An 18,843-nucleotide genomic window follows, 5' to 3' on the forward strand; every position below is an offset into this window, starting at 1 on the left:
TAGATTGGAAAACTAGAGTAGAGGTAAGGGTAAATAGCCAGAGGATTTTGCCCTAGTAACGAAAAACACGCTTAATTATTTTGTTTATCAGAATAAAAAGAGAGATTTTTATATCTAAGTATTTAATAATAAGGGGATTGCGTGTATTTTTTCTTTGTGAAAAAATTAAGCTGTTTTGAGCATTATGGGGCTTTTCGCAGTAAATCTTAACTTTTATTTAGTAAATTTGAGTTTTAAGTGTTAATTATTACACATTTAATTTGCTTTTTAAACTATTTATTTGTTAAATTTGGTCCATACTTATTAACATAACTCAAAAAGATACGCCTATACAATAAAATTACTTTTTAGAAAAAATTCCCGAAATTTTATATTAAAACTAAAAAAGTAGTTATTATGGCTGATCTGCATATTCCAGACGCTCTATTGGTAAAAAATTATATCGAAGGCAACGAAACTGCTCTTTCGATACTAATTAGAAGACACGAGTCTAAGATATATGGATTTATATATTCTAAGATTGCCGATAGAGATATTTCAAATGATATTTTTCAAGATACTTTTATAAAGGTAATCAAAACCCTAAAGGGTAATTCCTATAATGAAGAAGGTAAGTTTTTACCTTGGGTTATGCGTATTTCTCATAATTTGATTGTGGATCATTTCCGTAAAAGTAAAAAAATGCCGATGTATAGAGAAACCGAAGAGTTTTCGATTTTTTCTATTATGTCCGACGAATCATTAACTATTGAAAATAGAATGATAGTGGATCAAATCGAAATCGACTTAAAAAAGTTAATTCAAGAGCTTCCTGATGATCAAAAAGAAGTCTTAGTTATGCGTATGTATCAAGACATGAGTTTTAAAGAAATCTCAGAACTAACCGATGTTAGCATCAATACAGCATTGGGAAGAATGCGTTATGCATTGATGAATTTGAGAAAAATTATTGATAAACATCAAATTGTTTTGACTGATTAATACTATTTTGATTAATAGCTCGTTATACTATAATAAATCATTTTTCATAGTATGGCGAAAATTTACTCTAAAAAGGCATTAGCTTGTCAGAACTTAAAACCTAAGAAAGAAGTTATTTCTTTTTTATTAAGTTATTCACAAGCGCTAACAATTGTGAAAATTGATAATAAAAATTTTGAAATTGTGGCGAATTAAACAAGTCGGTAGTTTTATCGGATGTTTGATTAGAAAGAAAACCAAATGGTCGTTTTGGTAGAGAGCTCACTATTTGTATGGAAATACAAATAGTGAGTTTTTTTTTGTGCTCTTTTTATTTATGGGATGCCTTATGGTATTGTACGATTAGTTTTATTTATTTTAAATAGGGATACTGAGTGGGTGCTTTTACTTTCGAGGATTTTGTTATTATATTCTCATATTTTGTTGTTTTTTGTTTATTTATTCAATATTTAGTTTTATTTTGGTTAAAAAATAGTGTTTTGTTTAAGTAAATGTAGGATTTTTTAGATATGTATGTATTTTAAATCTATCATTATTTAGCAATAGAAGCCCTTTGTTTAACCCAACTAACGAACTAGTTAATGAAGAAAAAATTACTTTCTGTTTGTAATGTGTCTTAAGTCTCCCAAAGATGATTAAGATAAAGAGTGATGTTGCCGTGCGGTGGTATTAAGCGAGAATGTAATTTTTAGCTTGGCCATTTATGCTTAATACCTCAGTCCCGAAAAAGCCATTTAACAACCAAACCTACCAAAAAATGAAAAAGAACCTCAAGATAATAGCCTGGCTATTATTGATGACTACTAGTGCAATTGCGCAAAAAGACGAAATAAAAGATGCCCAATCTTACTATCAAAAAGGGAAATTTCAAGAGTCACTGACTATTTTAAAAAAAATCGAATATCTTATTATTAATGCCCCTAGCGAGATAAAGTCTGATTTCTTTTATCTAAAAGGGAATGTGTACAAGGATCTAGCTATTGCTAATATAGATGCTGTTAATAATTTTGCCTTGGCAGGTGCTGCTTATCAAGATGTGTTGTTGTATGAAAATGATTCTCGTATTTATAAATACGCCTTCAAAGCCAATTTGGCATTGAAAGATATGAAATCCAAGTTAGTGGATGGCGCCTATAATGATTTTAAAATAGGGAAGTTTAAAGAAAGCGCAGCTAAGAGTTATGAAGTCTATTTATTCGATAAAAAAGATACGTTGAATTTGCTCAATGCCGCTACTTCATCCTTAACTGCTAAAGATTATAGTACAGCAATTGTCTATTACGAAGAACTTAAAAAAATAAAGTATACCGGAAAAGGGGTTATTTTTTACGCGACCAATAAAAAAACAAAAGCAGAAGAGTCCTTTATTTCCATGAGCGCCAGAGAGTCTAGCATTGATGAGGGGTTTTATGAAAAACCTAGAAATGTGTTTCCACCTTCTAAAAAAGAAGAAATTTTGGTTTCCTTGGCTTTTTCTTATTTAGAGTCAAATGATTATACTAAGGCTGGAAAATATTTTGAGGAGGGCTTGCAAATCAATTCAAAATGTATGGACTGCTGTGTCAATCTGGCTTATATTAAAATGCAATTAAAAAAAGGATTAGTGGATCAGATGGCTGAGTTAGGAAACAGTCCGAAGGATATGCAGCAATATGAAAAACTGAGTATACAAAAAGACGAAGTGGTCAAAAGTGCCATTCCGTTTCTTAAAAAGGCATTGCTTATTGATCCCAATAATGAAAGTGCTTTTAAGTCTCTCTTAGGGATTTATAGATCGCTGGGGATGACAAATGAATACAATGCCTTAAAAGGCATCTAAAAAAAAAACAGATTGAAGCTACTAGATTTTCTTTTTAGTAGCTTCTTCAATTACTGATTTTTTACCCACTGTTCGGGTAATAATATCGTTATCCAGACTCCAACCTCTTGCTGGGGAATATTCTCGTCCGTACCAAATAATCTGAAGATGTAAATCATTCCATATTGCTCTGGGGAATAATCGTTTAGCATCTTTTTCAGTCTGTGTTACATTTTTGCCATTGGAAAGATTCCATCGATACATCAGTCGATGGATATGGGTATCTACTGGAAAAGCAGGGACACCAAAGGCTTGTGACATGACCACGCTGGCAGTTTTATGTCCAACGGCAGGTAATTCTTCAAGGGCTTCAAAACTCTGAGGAACTTTACCGTCGTGTTTGTCAATTAAGATATGAGATAAACCATGAATACCTTTAGATTTCATAGGTGATAAACCGCAAGGGCGAATGATTTCTTTGATTTCTTCTACCGACATTTTGATCATATCATACGGATTATCGGCTTTTGCAAAAAGTAAGGGCGTAATCTGGTTCACGCGCACATCGGTGCATTGGGCTGAAAGTAAAACCGCAATCAATAAGGTGTACGGATCCTTATGATCTAGTGGTATTGGTATAGTAGGGTAGAGTTCTTTTAACGTATTTATAACAAATTCTACGCGTGCTTCTTTATTCATTTCCGTATTTTTAATTCCGTAAAAATAGCATAATTTTGACGATGTGCCTAATCTAAGCATTAGCTTTATGTCCTTATGTTCCTAGGATTATTTGGTAATACTTAAAATGGATTCTCTGGTGGTAGGGCTAAGAAGACGAATCTAAAAGGATTCTCTCTGGGAAGAGATAGGAAACAAAACTAAGATCAACAATATAAAAAACAGATACATGACAACGTTACAAAAAGGAGATCAAGCGCCGAATTTCTCAGGTGTGGATCAAGACGGAAAAACGCATCAATTGGCGGATTACGCAGGAAAAAAACTAGTGGTTTTCTTTTATCCAAAAGCCAGTACGCCGGGTTGTACGGCTGAAGCTTGTGATTTGAGAGATAATTTCGAGCGTTTTAAAGCTAATAATTATGAATTGTTGGGTGTAAGTGCTGATAGTCAAAAAGCACAGGCTAAATTTAAGGATAAATATGAATTTCCTTTTCCTTTATTAGCAGATGAAGATAAATCAGTGATCCAAGCGTTTGGTGTTTGGGGGCCTAAGAAATTTATGGGAAGAGAATACGATGGTATTCATCGAACCACTTTTGTCATTGATGAAAAAGGAATCATAGAAGAGGTTATTGAAAAAGTAAAAACGAAGGAGCACGCCGCGCAGATTTTGAAGTAGTTTTGAACTTTGATAAATAACTAGGCGGCGGTAGTGAGCTGTTGGGCTCAAATAAAAAAAGCTCCAAAAAGAAATTTTTCTTTTTGGAGCTTTTTTAAATCGTATGGTTACTAGGTGTTTTTTTCGAGTTCTTTATGAGGATGATACCCAAAAAGGTGGTGTTCTTTTATAATTTCTGCAATACCAGCAGGAAGCATATGTTCCCAACCAGATTGTCCTTGATTGATCATTTTCAGGACCTCACGAGAGAATACTTCCAAGTTATTCGGGTCGTAATCTGCGATGTCTACTACTTTTCCATTGAATTTGAAGAATTTGTATAATTCTTTCATTCTAGGATGAACTTTCAAGTTGTTTGAGTTCATTAGGACTCCTTGATCATCTAACATTGGATATAAGAAAACTTTCATGTCTCTGTAGAATAATTTTCCAAATGCCTCTAGAATTCCTCCACTTAAATGACGGTAGTATTTCTCATCAAAAATGTCCACTAAGTTGTTGACTCCCATTGCCAATCCCATACGGGCTTTGGTATAATTAGCAAAATATTCTACTACTTTATAATATTCCTGAAAGTTCGAGATCATAACGGTTTGGCCTAAAGAACAAAGCAATTCAGCTCTGTCCATAAAATCGCGCTCATCAATTTCACCATCAGAACGTAAATTAGAAAGTGTAATTTCAAAAACGACCAATGTATTGTCTTTTTCTACTTTATTTTCTTCTAGGAACATCTTAAGGGATTTCTCGTACATGTCCATATTTACTTTCGTAACCGGACGAAAACTTCCTCTTAAGGCTAATAAGTTCTTTTTGTATAAAATTGCTGCCGGTAATATGTTTTTCCCTTCAGGGTTAAACATTACGGCGTCTGTCATTCCGTTTTTAACCAATTGCAAACTCATTAAACGATTATCAACATCTGCAAAACGAGGTCCTGAGAAGTTAATGGTGTCAATTTCGAGTTGGTCTTTATCTAAGTGGTCGTATAGATAACGAAGTAATCGTTTTGGGTCGTTGTACTTGTAAAAAGCTCCGTAAATTAAGTTTACACCTAAGATACCTAATGTTTCTTGTTGTAGTCTGGCATCAGTTTCTTTAAAACGAATGTGCAGAATGATTTCGTTATACGCCTCGTCAGGTTCAATTTGGTATCGAATTCCAACCCAACCATGTCCTTTAAATTGTTTTGCGAAATCTATAGTGGCCACGGTATTGGCATAACTAAAGAAGAGTTTAGTTGGATGTTTTTCTCTGCTTAAACGTTCTTCAATGATTTGCCCTTCAAGGGTTAACATTTTTTTTAAACGCTCTTCTGTTACATAGCGACCATCTCTTTCAACGCCATAAACGGCGTCACTAAAATCTTTATCATAGGCAGACATGGCTTTTGCAATTGTTCCCGATGAACCTCCGGATCTGAAAAAATGCCTAACGGTTTCTTGTCCAGCACCTATTTCAGCAAATGTTCCGTAAATATTCTCGTTTAAATTAATGCGTAGCGCTTTGTCTTTTATAGAAGGAATCTGTTCGATGACCTTGTCACCTTTGAGTTTTATTTCTGTACCCATTTTATTTTAAATAGATTTGTTACAAAGTTAGCAAATAAGGCTTCTAATGAAAGAGAAATAATCCTATTTTTGTAAAAAAAATTAAGTTCAATTGAAGGTTTATTTTTTAGGTACTGGTACTTCTCAAGGTATCCCAATTATTGGGGTCGATCATCCCGTTTGTAAAAGCACTGATGCTAAGGACAAAAGGCTACGTGTGGCCATTTGGATTACTTGGGATGAGTATTCATATGTGGTGGATTGTGGGCCTGATTTTAGGCAGCAGATGCTTTCTTGCGGCTGTAGACATGTTGACGCTATTTTGTTTACACACGAACATGCTGATCATACAGCTGGTTTAGACGATATTCGTCCGTTTAATTTTAGACAGGGTGAAATTCCTGTTTATGCACATCAACGTGTCATTGCTAATTTAAAACGTCGTTTTGACTATGTTTTTGAAACGGTAAACAAATATCCTGGAGCTCCAAGTGTTAAAACGATTGAAGTAATCAATAATGAACCTTTTGCAGTAGGCAATAAAAAGGCCATTCCGGTCAATGTCATGCACGGAGATTTGCAGGTTTTTGGGTATCGCATTGATGATTTTGCTTATTTGACCGATGTTAAAACGGTAGAGGAAGCTGAAATCGAGAAATTAAAGGGACTGAAAGTTTTGGTGGTGAATGCGTTGCGTATAGAGCCTCATGATACTCATTTTAATTTGCAGGAAGCGCTGGATTTTATAAATTTGGTTCAACCTAAAGTAGCGTATTTAACGCATATTAGCCACGTCTTAGGTTTTCATGAAGAAGTGCAGAAACAACTTCCTGAAAATGTTTTTCTGGCCTACGATAATTTAGAAATTACAATTTAATTATAGCTCAAAAATGAAAAAAACCTTAATGCTTTACCTTTTTATCCTAGCGATATTAATGAATGTTTTTACTTATATGTTTTATAGTAGGGAAGTTAAATTTGAGCAAGAAAGATATGTTAAAACCACTAAGAAGCTTAGAGATAGTATTAGTTTGGTCAAAACAAAATTAACCGAGGCGGATTATTTCTCTTTGGCAAATAATGAAAATGCACAAAACTATTTTGATAATAGCGCCTCAGGTGGCAAAATGATTCAATATGAAAAATTGATTCCTGTAGTCACAGAAAAATTATTGGATCTTAATTCGAATCCAAATGGGAATCCCTACACTGGTCAGGATAAAATTGGTCCCAATAAATTTGTAATCAATAAAGTGAAAATCTTAAACCACAGATGGATTATTGCGGACTATAGCAATGGTGAGCTTTGGGGAGAGGTATTGCTGAAGTATTTTGTGAACCCAGATGAGACGATTTCTTTTGAAGTGAATCAATCGCTGCTGTATCAAAAATAGATAAGGTATAGCCCTTGGGTGTTTTTTGTAACATAATAAGAGAACAGATGAAAAAAGTATTTTTATTTTCGATGATAATTGGTCTTTCCTTTTCCTGTGCTAAAAAAGTAAACAAAGAGCCTGAAGTGCCAAAACAACAAGAATCAGAACCTGCAATTGTGGTGGGAGGAGATGAGGATACGCATGGTTGTAAAGCTTCTGCTGGTTATACATGGTCTGTACTCAAGAAAGAATGTGTGCGTATTTTTGAAGTGGGCACAAAGTTAACAGCTGTCAAAGACGGGGAGGACTATACTACAGCGGCCTATGTTATTTTTAATGGCAATAAGGCCGAACTTTTTTTAGATACCCAAAAAGAATCGATTATACTGCAACGAAAATCCGAAGGAGAACCTTGGATTAAGGATGATTATCGCCTAATTCCCTGGAAAGGCTATGTGCTTAAAAAGGGAGAGAATATCATCTATACAGGGCAATAGCATTTATATTCCGTTGCGGTTTAGTTGAAAAACCGCAACTGGATATATATAAATTATTGTTCTAACCAATTTTTAAAATCAAAGAAGTTCTGCGGCGCTACACCGTGTCCAACAGGGTATTCCTTATAGACAACTGGAATGTTTAGGTTTTCTAAAATTGCAGGTGTTTTTCTAGCCCATTCAACTGGTATAACTTGATCTACAGTACCGTGTGAAGCAAAAATTTTCAGGTTTTTGAAGTCGTTATTTTCATAGCCATCCTTCATGATTTCATCGTTGAAATAACCACTCATAGCCACTACTCGCTGTACTTTTTCAGGATAAGAAAGGGCAACAGAATAACTCAAAATTGACCCTTGACTAAAGCCAATCAACGTGACGTTGTCGGCATCAATTGGGTAGTTTACTACTAATTCATCTATAAAAGAAGCAATGGCATCGCGTGAAGTTTTGGCTTGCTCGTTGTCCGAAAATTTATTTTGATCGGCATCAAAATTGATGGCGTACCAAGCATAAGCTCCATATTGCAAGTCATAAGGCGCCCTGGCTGAAATAATGTAATAGTGGTCAGGAAGTTCAGTGGCAAACGAAAACAAATCGGCTTCGTTGCTACCATATCCATGTAATAAAACTAAAACAGGATTTTTATCCAGGATCACTTTGGGCTCTTGTATTTTATATTCTAAAGATAGCGTCATTTGTGTTGTATTCATATTTTTGGGTATTGTTGCTTGTCTTACTTTTGGCCTTTGATAAGCGCTAAAGGGATTTGCTATTTTGAAAAATCGGAATTTTTAACCGATATTTTTAAACCATTTTTGAAAAAGTTCTCCCACTAAAGGAATAGGTCTTGTTTGTCCTTGAATAGCGCTAAAGATACCATAAGTCCACAGTATAGTGATGCAGATCCACATAGGGAAAGTGATCATAAAGGTGTCAAAGTTACTTATAATAGCACCAAAGGAAATAAAAGTTAGGGATAGACCTAAGGCTTGACGAATATGAAATGAAGCAAATTTGTTCTTGTTTTCAGAGTTCATAGACATGGCAATCAAAACACCAATAATTAAAATGTAACTGGTAATGGCGATTGATTTTCCTTCTTCGATTGAATTGTTCATTTAAATTATTTTGAGATAACGAGTTGATTTTGATTTACGATTCCGTAGACTGTACCTTTGATTGTCGCGCCTAAGAAAGCAGAATTTTTAGATTTAGAAAGAATGTTCGCTTTGGTGAAAGTGGATTGTCCTTCAGGAGTGAAAAGGGTTAAATTCGCTTTGGCGCCTTCAACGATGCTATTGCTTTCAATGCCGAAGAGCGTTTTCCCTAAAGTTAATTTGTTAATTATAGTCTCTAGAGGTAAAACGGTTAATAAGGCTCCAAAAACACTTTCAAGACCAATAGTTCCGTTTTTTGCGGTATCAAATTCCATTTTTTTGAATTCAATATCTATTGGGTTGTGGTCTGAAGTAATCATATCAATGGTTCCGTCTAAAACAGCATTGACAAGAGCTGTTCTGTCGGCTTCGTTTCTTAAGGGAGGTGTTACTTTATAGCGCGTATCAAAACCTTCTAATTTTTCATCGGTAAGGACCAAATGATGTACAGCAACACTACAACTTACTTGTAAACCTTTTGCTTTGGCTTCTTTGATTAAGGCCACAGTTTTGGCTGTAGAAACCGTTGGAATATGTAATTTTCCTCCAGTATATTCAAGTAAGAACAAGTTTCTAGCAATTTGTAACTCCTCGGCTAAATTCGGAATACCTTTTAAACCTAAGCCAGTAGAAACAATACCTTCGTTTACGACTCCATTTCCTTTGATGTTTGTGTCTTGTGCATAAGCGATAACTAAACCATCAAAATCCTGTACATATTGCAGGGCTATTTTTAGCAAATTGGCGTTGTCTATGCTTTTGTTGTAATCACCAAAAGCGACAGCTCCAGTATTTTTCATGTCAAACAATTCGGCCATGTCTTTTCCTTCACTGGCTTTTGTTAAAGCTCCAATAGGGAAGAGTGCTGTAGCAAAACCATTGGCTTTGTTTTTAACAAAATTTACTTGTGATTGGTTGTCGATAATAGGGAAGGAGTTCGGTTGTAAGGCAATAGCAGTAAAGCCGCTCTTTGCAGCAACAAAGAGTCCATTTGCAATGGTTTCTCTGTCTTCATAACCAGGCTCTCCAAAGGAAACACTACTGTCAAACCAACCTTGAGAAAGATGTAAATGATCAAATTTCACCTCGGTTGCATCATCAATTTTAGGAAGCGAAGTTCCTATTTTTTCTATTAAACCATCTGAAATTAAAAGATCAACAGTCTGATGGTGAAACGGACTCGTTGAATCAATAATTTTGGCGTCTCTGATGATTATTCTCATATGTAGATAAATTTATTTTAAATTGAAATCGTAATTTTAAACCGAACCTATCGCTTTGTTTAGTCTCCGCTAAATCTAAAAACAGCTGCTCATTTGCTTTTTACTTCGCTAATTGAATTTCAGATTCTGAAACACTTTAGTTTTCGTATTTGATTTTTTGCTGTTTTTATTTAGGCTGCGAAGCCTACGGTATTTCTTGGCTCAAAAAAACTGATTTTTATTTCACGAATTTGATGATCGCCATTTCTAATGCTAAAAATAACAGTGCAAAGATAACAAACCATTTCCAAATTTGACTGTCTGTTCGCTCTGTTTGTAAGCTGTTAAAAATAGTAGAAATGGTGTCTGCCGTTTTAAAATCGGAAACAAGATTGCTGTTGACTTGACTCAAATCACTTTCACTTCGTTTGTAATTGAAACTCAGGTTTTCAATGGATTCTTTTTTCTCGTAAATGGCGTAATTTCCAGCTGTATCAGGGAAATTACCAAACATTAATTTGACTTTATTGCTCAATAGTTGTTGCATGGGAATGAAGGAATCCTCGTTTCCCTTTACTTCTAAAATAGCATCTTTAGATAGCAATACTTCTACAAGATAAGGTTGATTGTCGCCAATGGTGAGTGCATTTACCCCTGTTTTTTGATTGTTTTGTGCCATTTTGTAAAAAAGTGGTACAATTAGAGGAGACTGCTGAAAGTTTGAATTGACTGTATTGATAGGTGCGGCAAAAAGACTTACTGCCGAAATCGGATTTTGAATCATAGTGATAAAAACACTTTGGTCTTCATACGATAAAACCGCTGGATAGGGACTAGATATCGCATAAGAAAGAGCCGTTTTTGGATATTGAAAATTCGTGATTTTGTTCTCAAAAACACCTGAAAATAAAGGATGGTCGAAGTTGATTTTGGTAATTAACTTGCTTTTGTTTTCCAGATTTTTAAATTCAATACTGCCAAAGGTGCGTAAAAATGAATTCAGGTTTGCAAGAGCGACTTTCGCAGAAGGAATGATCACTAGGTTTCCCCCTTTTAAGACAAAGGATTTTAATGTAGTTTGTAAAGCCTGTGGAACATCTTCTAACTCATTTAAAATGATGGTATTTTGGTTTTCTAGTGTATTGTAGTCTAGACTGCCAAGGGGATAATTGGTGTAATTGAATTCAGTTGGAGTATAAATTCGAGTTAAAAAGTTGCTTTTTTCGGCTGCTCCAATACTTATGACGTTGGTTTTCTTGGCTTTTGAAATACTGAAATAAAGCGTATTGTCGTAGGGTAATCCATTATCCTCAATAGCCACATAACCTTGAAAAGCCTCTTTTGGAATGGTAAAGTTGATACTCTTTTTTGGGGCATCAAAAGTAATAATGGTTTTGGCAATCAGTTTGTTCTGATTGTATAAGGCCATAGAAACGGGTTTGAAATCTGCTCCATAAGCAGATAATGTAACGCTGATTTCGTAAAAATTTTCTAAAGTTTGGTGGATAAAAACACTGTCTATCGCAATATTGTTTTTTTGTTCGGCTTCCGGTATGATAAAATAGGGCTTTTCATCAGTATCTAGGTTTAGGATGTCCTTTTGGGCTAAACCAACGGCGTCCGTAATAATGACAATATCCTTTTTATGAGCCGATTGATGTGCTTTTATTTTAGCCATAATAGCAGAGAGTTCAAAGGGAGTAGCGCTATAGTTTATGTTTTGTAAAGCAGCTCTAGAAGATTTAATATCGGTATTCCAGTAGTTTTCAGTATTGGTTAATAAAGAAAAGGTGGTGTTCTCAGGAGTGTTTTCAAGTAATTCTTGAACGGCACGTTTTAGTAATTCTCCTTTTTTGCCTTTGGCTTGCATACTGAAGGAATTGTCCAAGATGATGTACATTTCGTTTGCTGCATTTTTGCTGTCTTTGGCTTCAAAATAAGGTTGCGCGAAGGCAAGTATGATACAACTCAGTAAAAGTAAGCGCGTGGCTAATAGTAATCTTTTTTTGATTTTTGAACTTTTTCGAGTCTGAACGACTAGTTCTTTTAAGAAACGAACATTTGTAAAATAGGAGGATTTAAAACGACGTAATTGAAACAAATGAACCAAAATTGGCACAATCAATAAGAACAGAAAGTATAAAATTTCGGGCTGTTTAAAATGCATTCTGGCTTTGATTTACTTCACTACGTTTTGTTTTTCGTGAAGGTACTGGTCAAAAATACAAATTTTTAGTGAAAACCAAGAGTAGTAATTTAAGAGATTAGAGGGAAATTGTCCTTTGAAAAATAAATAAATGTAACCGTAGCACTTATAGTACTTAATAGGGGGGATAAAGTAAAATTTGAAATTTAACTTTTAGGGAAGCATTTGTCTTGAAACAAGGGCTTGTGGAAGATAATATTGTTTATTTTAGCGCATTATAAATACAAATAAAGAAAATATGAGAAGATTATATATAGCTTTTTTTTCCACTTTAGCTTTTAGTGCATTACAAGCTCAAAGTAAATTTAATTTATTAGTGGGGACCTATACCAATACCTGCAAAAGCGATGGGATTTATGTATACGAATTCGATGCTAAGACAGCTGATTTAAAATTAAAGGCTTCCTCAGAAAATGTAGTAAGTCCAAGTTACTTATCCGTTTCAGTTGATAATAAATTTGTTTATGCGGTGAACGAAAATGCAGATCAAAGTGCAGTGAGTGCGTTTGGGTATGATGCGGTAAGCGGAAAGCTTCATTTTTTAAATAAAAATAAGGCTTTGGGAGCGGATCCTTGTCATTTAATCAATGACGATAAAAATGTCATTATAGCCAATTATTCTGGGGGAAATATAGCGGTTTTTAAGAAAAAAACAGACGGTAGTATTTCTGAAGCTCAACAGCTAATTCAGCATGAAGGAAAGGGACCTAATGTGGCACGTCAGGAAAAGGCCCACGTTCATATGGTTGCTTTTTCCCCAGATAAAAAGTTTGTTTTGTCGAACGATTTAGGTTTGGATAAAGTGTTTGTGTACCGATACAATCCGAATTCTAAAAACGAAGTATTAACACTTAAAGAAGCTGTTGCGGTTAAATTGGGAAGTGGACCAAGGCATTTGACTTTTAGTAAAGATGGTAAATTTGTATACCTAATTCAGGAATTAGATGCTACTTTGACCACTTTTAGTTTTGATAAAAACGGAAGCTTAAAAGTGATAGCGGAAACGAGTATCCTTCCTAAAGATTTTGTAGGAGCGACGGGTTCAGCAGCGATAAAAATTTCTCCTGATGGAAACTTTTTATATGTGTCCGATCGTGGCGATGCGAACACTATAGCGGTTTTTAAAATCGGAAAAGAAGGGCGTATCACTCAAGTGGAGCAAATAAGTACTTTGGGTAAAGGACCTAGGGATTTTGCAATTGATCCAACGGGGAACTACCTTCTAGTAGGGCATCAATACACCAATGATATCGTAATTTTTAAAAGAGATAAAACCACAGGAAAACTTGTTGATACTGGAAAAAAAGTAGAATTGTGTTCGCCGGTAGGCTTACTTTTTACTAAAATATAAGGTTTCTAAAAGAAGCAAAAAAAAAATCCAAATTCCAGTTTTATAATTGGAATTTGGATTTTTACGTTTTAGGATTTTAACTCCTATTTGTTTTTGTTTTTATCTTTTCTTTTCTTGTCTCTCGTTTTTAACATGTTTCGATTGACAGATCCGTGAGTTTTCTTTTTCGTTACAGAGGGTCCTCCTAAATTGACTTTTTTATTCTTTTTATCTTTTTCATGAAAAGCACCATCTCCAGAAAGTTTTTGTTTTTTCATTAAAAACTTAATCGGTTGTTTGTCTTTTTCAGGTTCAATCAATTTCGTTGAGATTTCCACTTCTTCTGGGAATTCAGCTATCTCTAGTTCTTGATTCATCAATACTTCTACTTCTACTTTAAATTCTTCTTCACGAGGAGTGATGAAGCTTATAGCAGTTCCAGTAGCATCTGCACGACCAGTACGTCCAATACGGTGCATATACAATTCAGGAAGTTCAGGAAGTTCAAAGTTGATAACATGGGTGATGTTCGAAATATCTAAACCTCTGGCCATAATATCGGTCGTAATCAAACCACGAAGATTTCCTTCTTGAAATTCAGCCATCGTACTCAAACGGTAATTTTGAGATTTATTCGAGTGAATAACACCAAATTGACCTTCAAAATCTTCTTCGATACGGGTATGAAGCATATCTGAGATCTTTTTGTTATTAACAAAAACCAGCACACGACTCATGTCCTCGTTGTTTTCTAATAAGTGTTTCAGTAAGTTTACTTTGGTATTAAAGTTAGGAACATTGTAGGTGATTTGCTCAATGTTTTCTAAGGGTGTTCCTGAGGCTGCAAGGGTAACTTCTTCTGGAAAATCAAAAAAGTCATTTAAAACCGCATCCACTTCATCGGTCATAGTAGCCGAAAATAAAATGTTTTGACGTTTGGTTTTCATCATCGCCAAAAGCGCTGTTAATTGCGTACGGAAACCTAAGTTTAGCATTTCATCAAACTCATCAATGACTAATTTTTGAGTTTCATCAAAACGGATCACAGCATCTAAAGCCAAATCCATTGTTCTACCAGGTGTTCCTACTAGAATGTCTACACCTTCGTAAACTGCCTTTTTTTGTGTATTGATGTTTACTCCACCAAAAATACCAAGAGTACTAACCGACATGTATTTGGTTAGTTTTTCTACTTCTTCTACCACTTGAACGACTAATTCACGAGTAGGAACCAGTATAACAATTTTTGGGGTATTGGTTGGGGTAAATTTGTATAATTTTAAAAGAGGTAATAGGTAGGCAAAAGTTTTACCAGTACCCGTTTGGGCAATTCCCATCATATCTCGACCAGACATAATCACGGCAAAAGATTTTTCCTGAATAGGAGTAGGCGTAACAAAGCCTAATTCGTCGATTGCTTTTTGTACTGATTTTGGAAGATTGAATTTTTCGAAAGTGCTCATTTGCATTAAATTTTGTGCAAATGTACGTTAAATTCATGGTTTTTTCGTTGTATTTGTATTTTGATCGTATAGGGCAGGCTTGGTCTAGGGGAAAAGCGCTGCTTTTTAGCTGGGTTTGACTGAACAAATGTCAAGATTTAAGAAAATCTTTGATCGGCCTAATGGTACCCAATTGAAGCTTAAAAACCTTCAAAAACACCCAGTCCGAAAAGGGCAAAATCATACTTTACAGGATCTTGAGGATCCATTTCTCTTAATTTTCCATCTAATTCAGCTAAGGCTTTGGCGTCGTTTTGTTTCCGGCTCAGCAAGCCTAATTTTCGGGCTACATTACCCGAATGGACATCGAGTGGGCAAGATAGAGCAGCTGGTGAAATGGTTTTCCAAATTCCTAAATCAACTCCTTTTGTGTCCTGACGGACCATCCAACGCAGGTACATGTAGACAAGGGTAATTAAGGTAGTATGTTTTTTGAAATGATAAATAACTATATTTGCGTAAATATAAAGCCTTAAAACCAATAAAACATGGTCATCCCTGAAAATGAGTTGAAAGATTTCCTTGATTCAAAAGTACTTCAGTATAATACAATTGACTTTATTGAACCTGACCCAATTAGCGTAGCTCATCGTTATTCATTAAAAGAAGATATAGAGATTGCTGGATTCCTTGCTTCAACTATTGCATGGGGTAACAGAAAAATGATTACTAAAAATGGACATCGTATGATGGATATATTAGGTAATTCGCCTTATGATTTTGTTATGAATCACGATGACTCTCAATTGGAAAGATTAGAGGGCTTTGTTCACAGGACTTTTAATTCAGATGATTTTAAATATTTTATTAAAGCTTTGCACAACATCTATAGCAATCATAACGGTTTAGAATCTGTTTTTTTAAAACATCAAACGGAGGATTCTCTTCAACCAGCAATTCATGCTCTTAATAAAGTTTTCTTTGAAATTCCCCATTTAAGCAGAACAAGAAAACACGTTGCTGACCCTTACAAAGGTTCAGTTGCAAAACGAATTAATATGTGCCTAAGGTGGTTTGTAAGAAACGATAATTCAGGAGTAGATTTAGGTATTTGGAAAAGTATTTCTCCTTCAAAATTATCTTGTCCTCTAGATGTACATTCGGGAAATGTAGCACGTAAATTAGGGCTTCTAGAAAGAAAACAAAATGATGGAAAAGCGTTACTGGAATTAGATACTAATTTAAGATTACTTGACCCTCTAGACCCTGTGAAATATGATTTTGCTTTGTTTGGCTTAGGTATATTTGAAGGATTTTAATATTTAAATTACTTTTTAATACGGTAGCTTTTTTTATTTAGTTCGCAATCTAAATCTAACAAAAAAAGCCACTTCAATAACGGAGTAGCTTTTAGTTAATAAGAAGAAATGATATTATTACGGAATAGCCGTAAATGTCCCTGTGGTGATATTGAATCTTTTTTCTACTATTTTAGTACCGTCACAGTAACCTAATGGAAAACCATTATCATTGGTTAAGTTACTAATATTGAATTCCCCTTTTAAGGTTTTTCCATTAAAACTAGTGATTTTTATTGTTCCTGATGTTTCATCTGTATCCCAAAGACCTACTTCTTTATAACAAAGTGAGGAGTCATTCAGAGGTAAAAAATAATAGGTGTTTTTTGTGTACAAATTGTATGTTTTATTTACAACTAAGACATTATCAGTTGTCCTGATTGTCAAACTAAATATTTCTAATATATCAGAAGTTTTTCCTTTTACTTTTGGAGATGCAGTTATTTCAAACTCATTGGTACTAATTGTTGTATCATCGTTTTTTATCCAATTTACTTCAGACATCAAGTAGTTTTGTTCGTACTCGATTTGGTTTATTGTGAAATTTATTGCGGATATTTTTTCGGAGTTGTTGGTATCATCATTAGAGTCATCAGAATTTGAGCAATTGACAAAAAGAAAGCTGACTAATAACAGCGATAAAATTTTTTTCATAAAAGTTTCTTTAAATTTGATATTAAGAGTTAAAATGTTTTATCAATATTCCCAACCTCTGTCCAGCTTACCAGTATGAAAATCATTTTCACTAGTAGTAATGTCCTTAAAAACTAGCATGTTTCCTAAACCTTCGCTATATTCAAACGTATATGTTCCGTAACTGCAATTTCCCAGTGTTCTGATTGTTTTATCATATTTACTTGAACTTCCCGCTTGCATTTGGACACTTCCAATTGATAAAGGAACAGGAGTCTGTTCAGTCCAATCGCTAGTTATGTTATCTGATGAACGTCCATTATCAGACAAGATAAGGTTTGATTTCCAGCATCTTATTTCTGTATTGGTTATCTCAAATCTGTAATATGTTATCAAACCACCTCGACTAACAATTTCATCATGCCATTTTCCTTGAATGAAGTCCTTTACTTGTTCTGGTGATTCAATGGCTTTCTCACAGCTGGTCAGTCCAATAGCTAGGAAAAGAAGAAAGAATAGATTTTTTTTCATTTTTTTGGTTTTTAGTTTGATTTAAAATTCTGGCAAATTTAATACTAAATACTCAAATCGGCAAATATGCCGATGATTTAAAGTGTCATTATTCGACTTTTGAATGATGTCAGAAGAATTTTTAATAAAACTAGGTCAGAATATAAATGTAAGAGCAAAAGCTAAATTCAAAACTAATTTAGAATTTGCTGATGCATGTGATATAGATGAAACTAGTATTAGGAGGATTTTAAAAGGAAGGCAAAACTTTTCAATTAAAATCTTTTTAAAAATCTGTAATGCACTAGAAATTAAAATGTCGGAATTACTTTCAGAGTTGAATCTTTAATATTCAATACTTAATCTATTTTTTTCATAATCATAATAATTCGAGAACATTCACTTATCAGAGCAGAATCATTAATCTGTGATGTGGTGTATGGCTTTACTGATGAAAGACTAGGTTTAAGTCTATCAACTTCTCGCCCAGATTGTTTTTTTGTAGATGCTCCAGTTGGATGGTCTGTATTTGCTCTTATTTTATTAGAAAATTCCTTTTTCGTGTTTTCATGTTTTGTCCAGTTCTTTGCAAACACTATCATTTTATCTAAAATCTCAATTTTTTCTTTGTCTTCATCATTAGATAACGAATGATTATTTGAAAATGAATTAAGTTTTGCTAATTGTGATTTTGTTGCTTTTTCAAGTGCAACATACCTAAGAGCCTCTTCAAATCCTTCAGGTTTTTTGTCTTTTAAAATATACTTATCAATGTTCTTTTTAAGTTGGTCTAATACACTTGGTGGTATTGTGATTAATTCATTTTGTTCCATGTTTCTCTTTGATTATAAATATCTAAGAAAAGTTGATAAGCCATTTTTTTTAAGTCAAAAAAAATCCAAAAAATATTTTTGATTTTGGATTCTTTTTCTTGAATTTTGGAAAATTCTGGAAAAAATTAATTTCTCAAAATTTAGATATAAAAAATAAAAATATTTTCGCACACCTAATCGTTGGTGTACACTTTTTAAATACTCGTTGAAAAAGTGGAGTCATGGATTCTCTGGAGAATCATACTTTTAGTAGAGTTATTTTGAAGAGAGTATTGAAGGACTTTTCTTTTTTCTAAAATTAGTAATTAACATAAATGAATTTAATTTAGACTCATCTTTATTATATTTAGTACGAATACATACCTAGAGGAAGTATTCTAAAGGTTTACGGAGTTCGTATTGATTTTTCGTTTATGGATTAAGAAGAATAGATTTTGTAAAAAATTAACCCTTTTGTAAATTATAATACTTGCCATTTACAAAAAGGGCTTTAACCCACATTTTAATACATATCCGATTTACATCAGCAGATGTAAGCTTATCAGCATCCTTCACTTTAAAAGTATAGTGAATTTTATCCTCTTGATGTTGAATTTTAATTTGCATA

20 protein-coding genes and 1 pseudogene are annotated in these 18,843 nt (G+C 34.0%); 9 read left to right on the plus strand and 12 right to left on the minus strand.

Going from position 1 to position 18,843, the window contains the following annotated elements:
* The first annotated feature begins 396 nt into the window (after window positions 1-396).
* Together AC51AA_RS00100 and AC51AA_RS00105 are read left to right on the plus strand one after the other, a co-directional pair.
* On the plus strand, window positions 397-981 hold the full coding sequence (locus AC51AA_RS00100; protein ID WP_500703711.1) for an RNA polymerase sigma factor: 585 nt from the start codon (window positions 397-399) through the stop codon (window positions 979-981).
* A 757-nt stretch (window positions 982-1,738) separates the two neighbouring features.
* Complete coding sequence (locus tag AC51AA_RS00105) at window positions 1,739-2,800, plus strand: tetratricopeptide repeat protein (protein ID WP_500703712.1); 1,062 nt, start codon at window positions 1,739-1,741, stop codon at window positions 2,798-2,800.
* A 21-nt stretch (window positions 2,801-2,821) separates the two neighbouring features.
* Here the strand turns inward: AC51AA_RS00105 and AC51AA_RS00110 are convergent, their stop codons facing one another.
* On the minus strand, window positions 2,822-3,478 hold the full coding sequence (locus AC51AA_RS00110; protein ID WP_500703713.1) for an endonuclease III domain-containing protein: 657 nt from the start codon (window positions 3,476-3,478) through the stop codon (window positions 2,822-2,824).
* 208 nt (window positions 3,479-3,686) lie between these two features.
* On the opposite strand from AC51AA_RS00110, the gene bcp reads away from it, so the two are divergent.
* The gene (gene bcp, locus AC51AA_RS00115) at window positions 3,687-4,139 is read left to right on the plus strand and encodes a thioredoxin-dependent thiol peroxidase (protein WP_500703714.1); all 453 of its coding nucleotides are present in this window, start codon (window positions 3,687-3,689) and stop codon (window positions 4,137-4,139) included.
* 110 nt (window positions 4,140-4,249) lie between these two features.
* Here the strand turns inward: bcp and AC51AA_RS00120 are convergent, their stop codons facing one another.
* Window positions 4,250-5,710, minus strand: coding sequence for a TonB-dependent receptor (locus tag AC51AA_RS00120; protein WP_500703715.1), 1,461 nt, complete (start codon window positions 5,708-5,710; stop codon window positions 4,250-4,252).
* A 91-nt stretch (window positions 5,711-5,801) separates the two neighbouring features.
* Between AC51AA_RS00120 and AC51AA_RS00125 the strand changes: the two genes are divergently transcribed.
* Genes AC51AA_RS00125 through AC51AA_RS00135 form a run of 3 tightly spaced genes read left to right on the plus strand, consistent with a single transcriptional unit; the run spans window position 5,802 to window position 7,562 of the window.
* Entirely contained in the window at window positions 5,802-6,566 is a 765-nt protein-coding gene (locus AC51AA_RS00125; RefSeq protein ID WP_500703716.1) for an MBL fold metallo-hydrolase, read from the plus strand.
* A 13-nt stretch (window positions 6,567-6,579) separates the two neighbouring features.
* Window positions 6,580-7,083 carry a hypothetical protein gene (locus AC51AA_RS00130; RefSeq protein ID WP_500703717.1) on the plus strand — a complete coding sequence of 168 codons (504 nt, stop codon included), beginning with the start codon at window positions 6,580-6,582 and terminating at the stop codon, window positions 7,081-7,083.
* Window positions 7,084-7,130: 47 nt separating this feature from the next.
* Window positions 7,131-7,562 carry a hypothetical protein gene (locus AC51AA_RS00135; protein ID WP_500703718.1) on the plus strand — a complete coding sequence of 144 codons (432 nt, stop codon included), beginning with the start codon at window positions 7,131-7,133 and terminating at the stop codon, window positions 7,560-7,562.
* A gap of 53 nt (window positions 7,563-7,615) precedes the next feature.
* Here AC51AA_RS00135 and AC51AA_RS00140 read toward each other — a convergent pair whose 3' ends face one another.
* The 4 genes from AC51AA_RS00140 to AC51AA_RS00155 form a co-directional block, all read right to left on the minus strand.
* Window positions 7,616-8,260 carry an alpha/beta hydrolase gene (locus tag AC51AA_RS00140; RefSeq protein WP_500705660.1) on the minus strand — a complete coding sequence of 215 codons (645 nt, stop codon included), beginning with the start codon at window positions 8,258-8,260 and terminating at the stop codon, window positions 7,616-7,618.
* Window positions 8,261-8,356: 96 nt separating this feature from the next.
* The gene (locus AC51AA_RS00145; protein ID WP_500703719.1) at window positions 8,357-8,683 is read right to left on the minus strand and encodes a hypothetical protein; all 327 of its coding nucleotides are present in this window, start codon (window positions 8,681-8,683) and stop codon (window positions 8,357-8,359) included.
* A gap of 5 nt (window positions 8,684-8,688) precedes the next feature.
* A complete protein-coding gene (locus AC51AA_RS00150; RefSeq protein WP_500703720.1) occupies window positions 8,689-9,945 on the minus strand; it encodes a dihydroorotase in 1,257 nt (418 codons plus the stop codon).
* Between the two features lie 217 nt (window positions 9,946-10,162).
* The gene (locus tag AC51AA_RS00155) at window positions 10,163-12,091 is read right to left on the minus strand and encodes a BatA domain-containing protein (RefSeq protein WP_500703721.1); all 1,929 of its coding nucleotides are present in this window, start codon (window positions 12,089-12,091) and stop codon (window positions 10,163-10,165) included.
* 277 nt (window positions 12,092-12,368) lie between these two features.
* Between AC51AA_RS00155 and AC51AA_RS00160 the strand changes: the two genes are divergently transcribed.
* The gene (locus AC51AA_RS00160) at window positions 12,369-13,481 is read left to right on the plus strand and encodes a lactonase family protein (RefSeq protein ID WP_500703722.1); all 1,113 of its coding nucleotides are present in this window, start codon (window positions 12,369-12,371) and stop codon (window positions 13,479-13,481) included.
* Window positions 13,482-13,564: 83 nt separating this feature from the next.
* Here AC51AA_RS00160 and AC51AA_RS00165 read toward each other — a convergent pair whose 3' ends face one another.
* Window positions 13,565-14,923 carry a DEAD/DEAH box helicase gene (locus AC51AA_RS00165; protein ID WP_500703723.1) on the minus strand — a complete coding sequence of 453 codons (1,359 nt, stop codon included), beginning with the start codon at window positions 14,921-14,923 and terminating at the stop codon, window positions 13,565-13,567.
* Between the two features lie 179 nt (window positions 14,924-15,102).
* A pseudogene (locus AC51AA_RS00170) lies at window positions 15,103-15,369 on the minus strand (DUF2400 family protein); the annotation flags it as partial.
* A gap of 87 nt (window positions 15,370-15,456) precedes the next feature.
* On the opposite strand from AC51AA_RS00170, the gene AC51AA_RS00175 reads away from it, so the two are divergent.
* Window positions 15,457-16,221, plus strand: a complete 765-nt coding sequence (locus AC51AA_RS00175; RefSeq protein ID WP_500705661.1) for a TIGR02757 family protein — start codon at window positions 15,457-15,459, stop codon at window positions 16,219-16,221.
* A 117-nt stretch (window positions 16,222-16,338) separates the two neighbouring features.
* Here the strand turns inward: AC51AA_RS00175 and AC51AA_RS00180 are convergent, their stop codons facing one another.
* Both AC51AA_RS00180 and AC51AA_RS00185 read right to left on the minus strand, forming a co-directional pair.
* On the minus strand, window positions 16,339-16,914 hold the full coding sequence (locus AC51AA_RS00180) for a hypothetical protein (RefSeq protein WP_500703724.1): 576 nt from the start codon (window positions 16,912-16,914) through the stop codon (window positions 16,339-16,341).
* Between the two features lie 42 nt (window positions 16,915-16,956).
* Window positions 16,957-17,424 (minus strand): hypothetical protein, encoded by a 468-nt coding sequence (locus tag AC51AA_RS00185; RefSeq protein WP_500703725.1) that lies wholly within the window; start codon window positions 17,422-17,424, stop codon window positions 16,957-16,959.
* A gap of 103 nt (window positions 17,425-17,527) precedes the next feature.
* On the opposite strand from AC51AA_RS00185, the gene AC51AA_RS00190 reads away from it, so the two are divergent.
* The gene (locus AC51AA_RS00190; protein WP_500703726.1) at window positions 17,528-17,752 is read left to right on the plus strand and encodes a helix-turn-helix domain-containing protein; all 225 of its coding nucleotides are present in this window, start codon (window positions 17,528-17,530) and stop codon (window positions 17,750-17,752) included.
* Window positions 17,753-17,762: 10 nt separating this feature from the next.
* Here the strand turns inward: AC51AA_RS00190 and AC51AA_RS00195 are convergent, their stop codons facing one another.
* On the minus strand, window positions 17,763-18,236 hold the full coding sequence (locus AC51AA_RS00195) for a hypothetical protein (protein ID WP_500703727.1): 474 nt from the start codon (window positions 18,234-18,236) through the stop codon (window positions 17,763-17,765).
* Between the two features lie 444 nt (window positions 18,237-18,680).
* On the minus strand, window positions 18,681-18,842 hold the full coding sequence (locus tag AC51AA_RS00200) for a hypothetical protein (RefSeq protein ID WP_500703728.1): 162 nt from the start codon (window positions 18,840-18,842) through the stop codon (window positions 18,681-18,683).
* Between the last annotated feature and the right edge of the window lies 1 nt (window position 18,843).

The organism is Flavobacterium sp. OHVDL-2026-0007, from assembly GCF_059882335.1.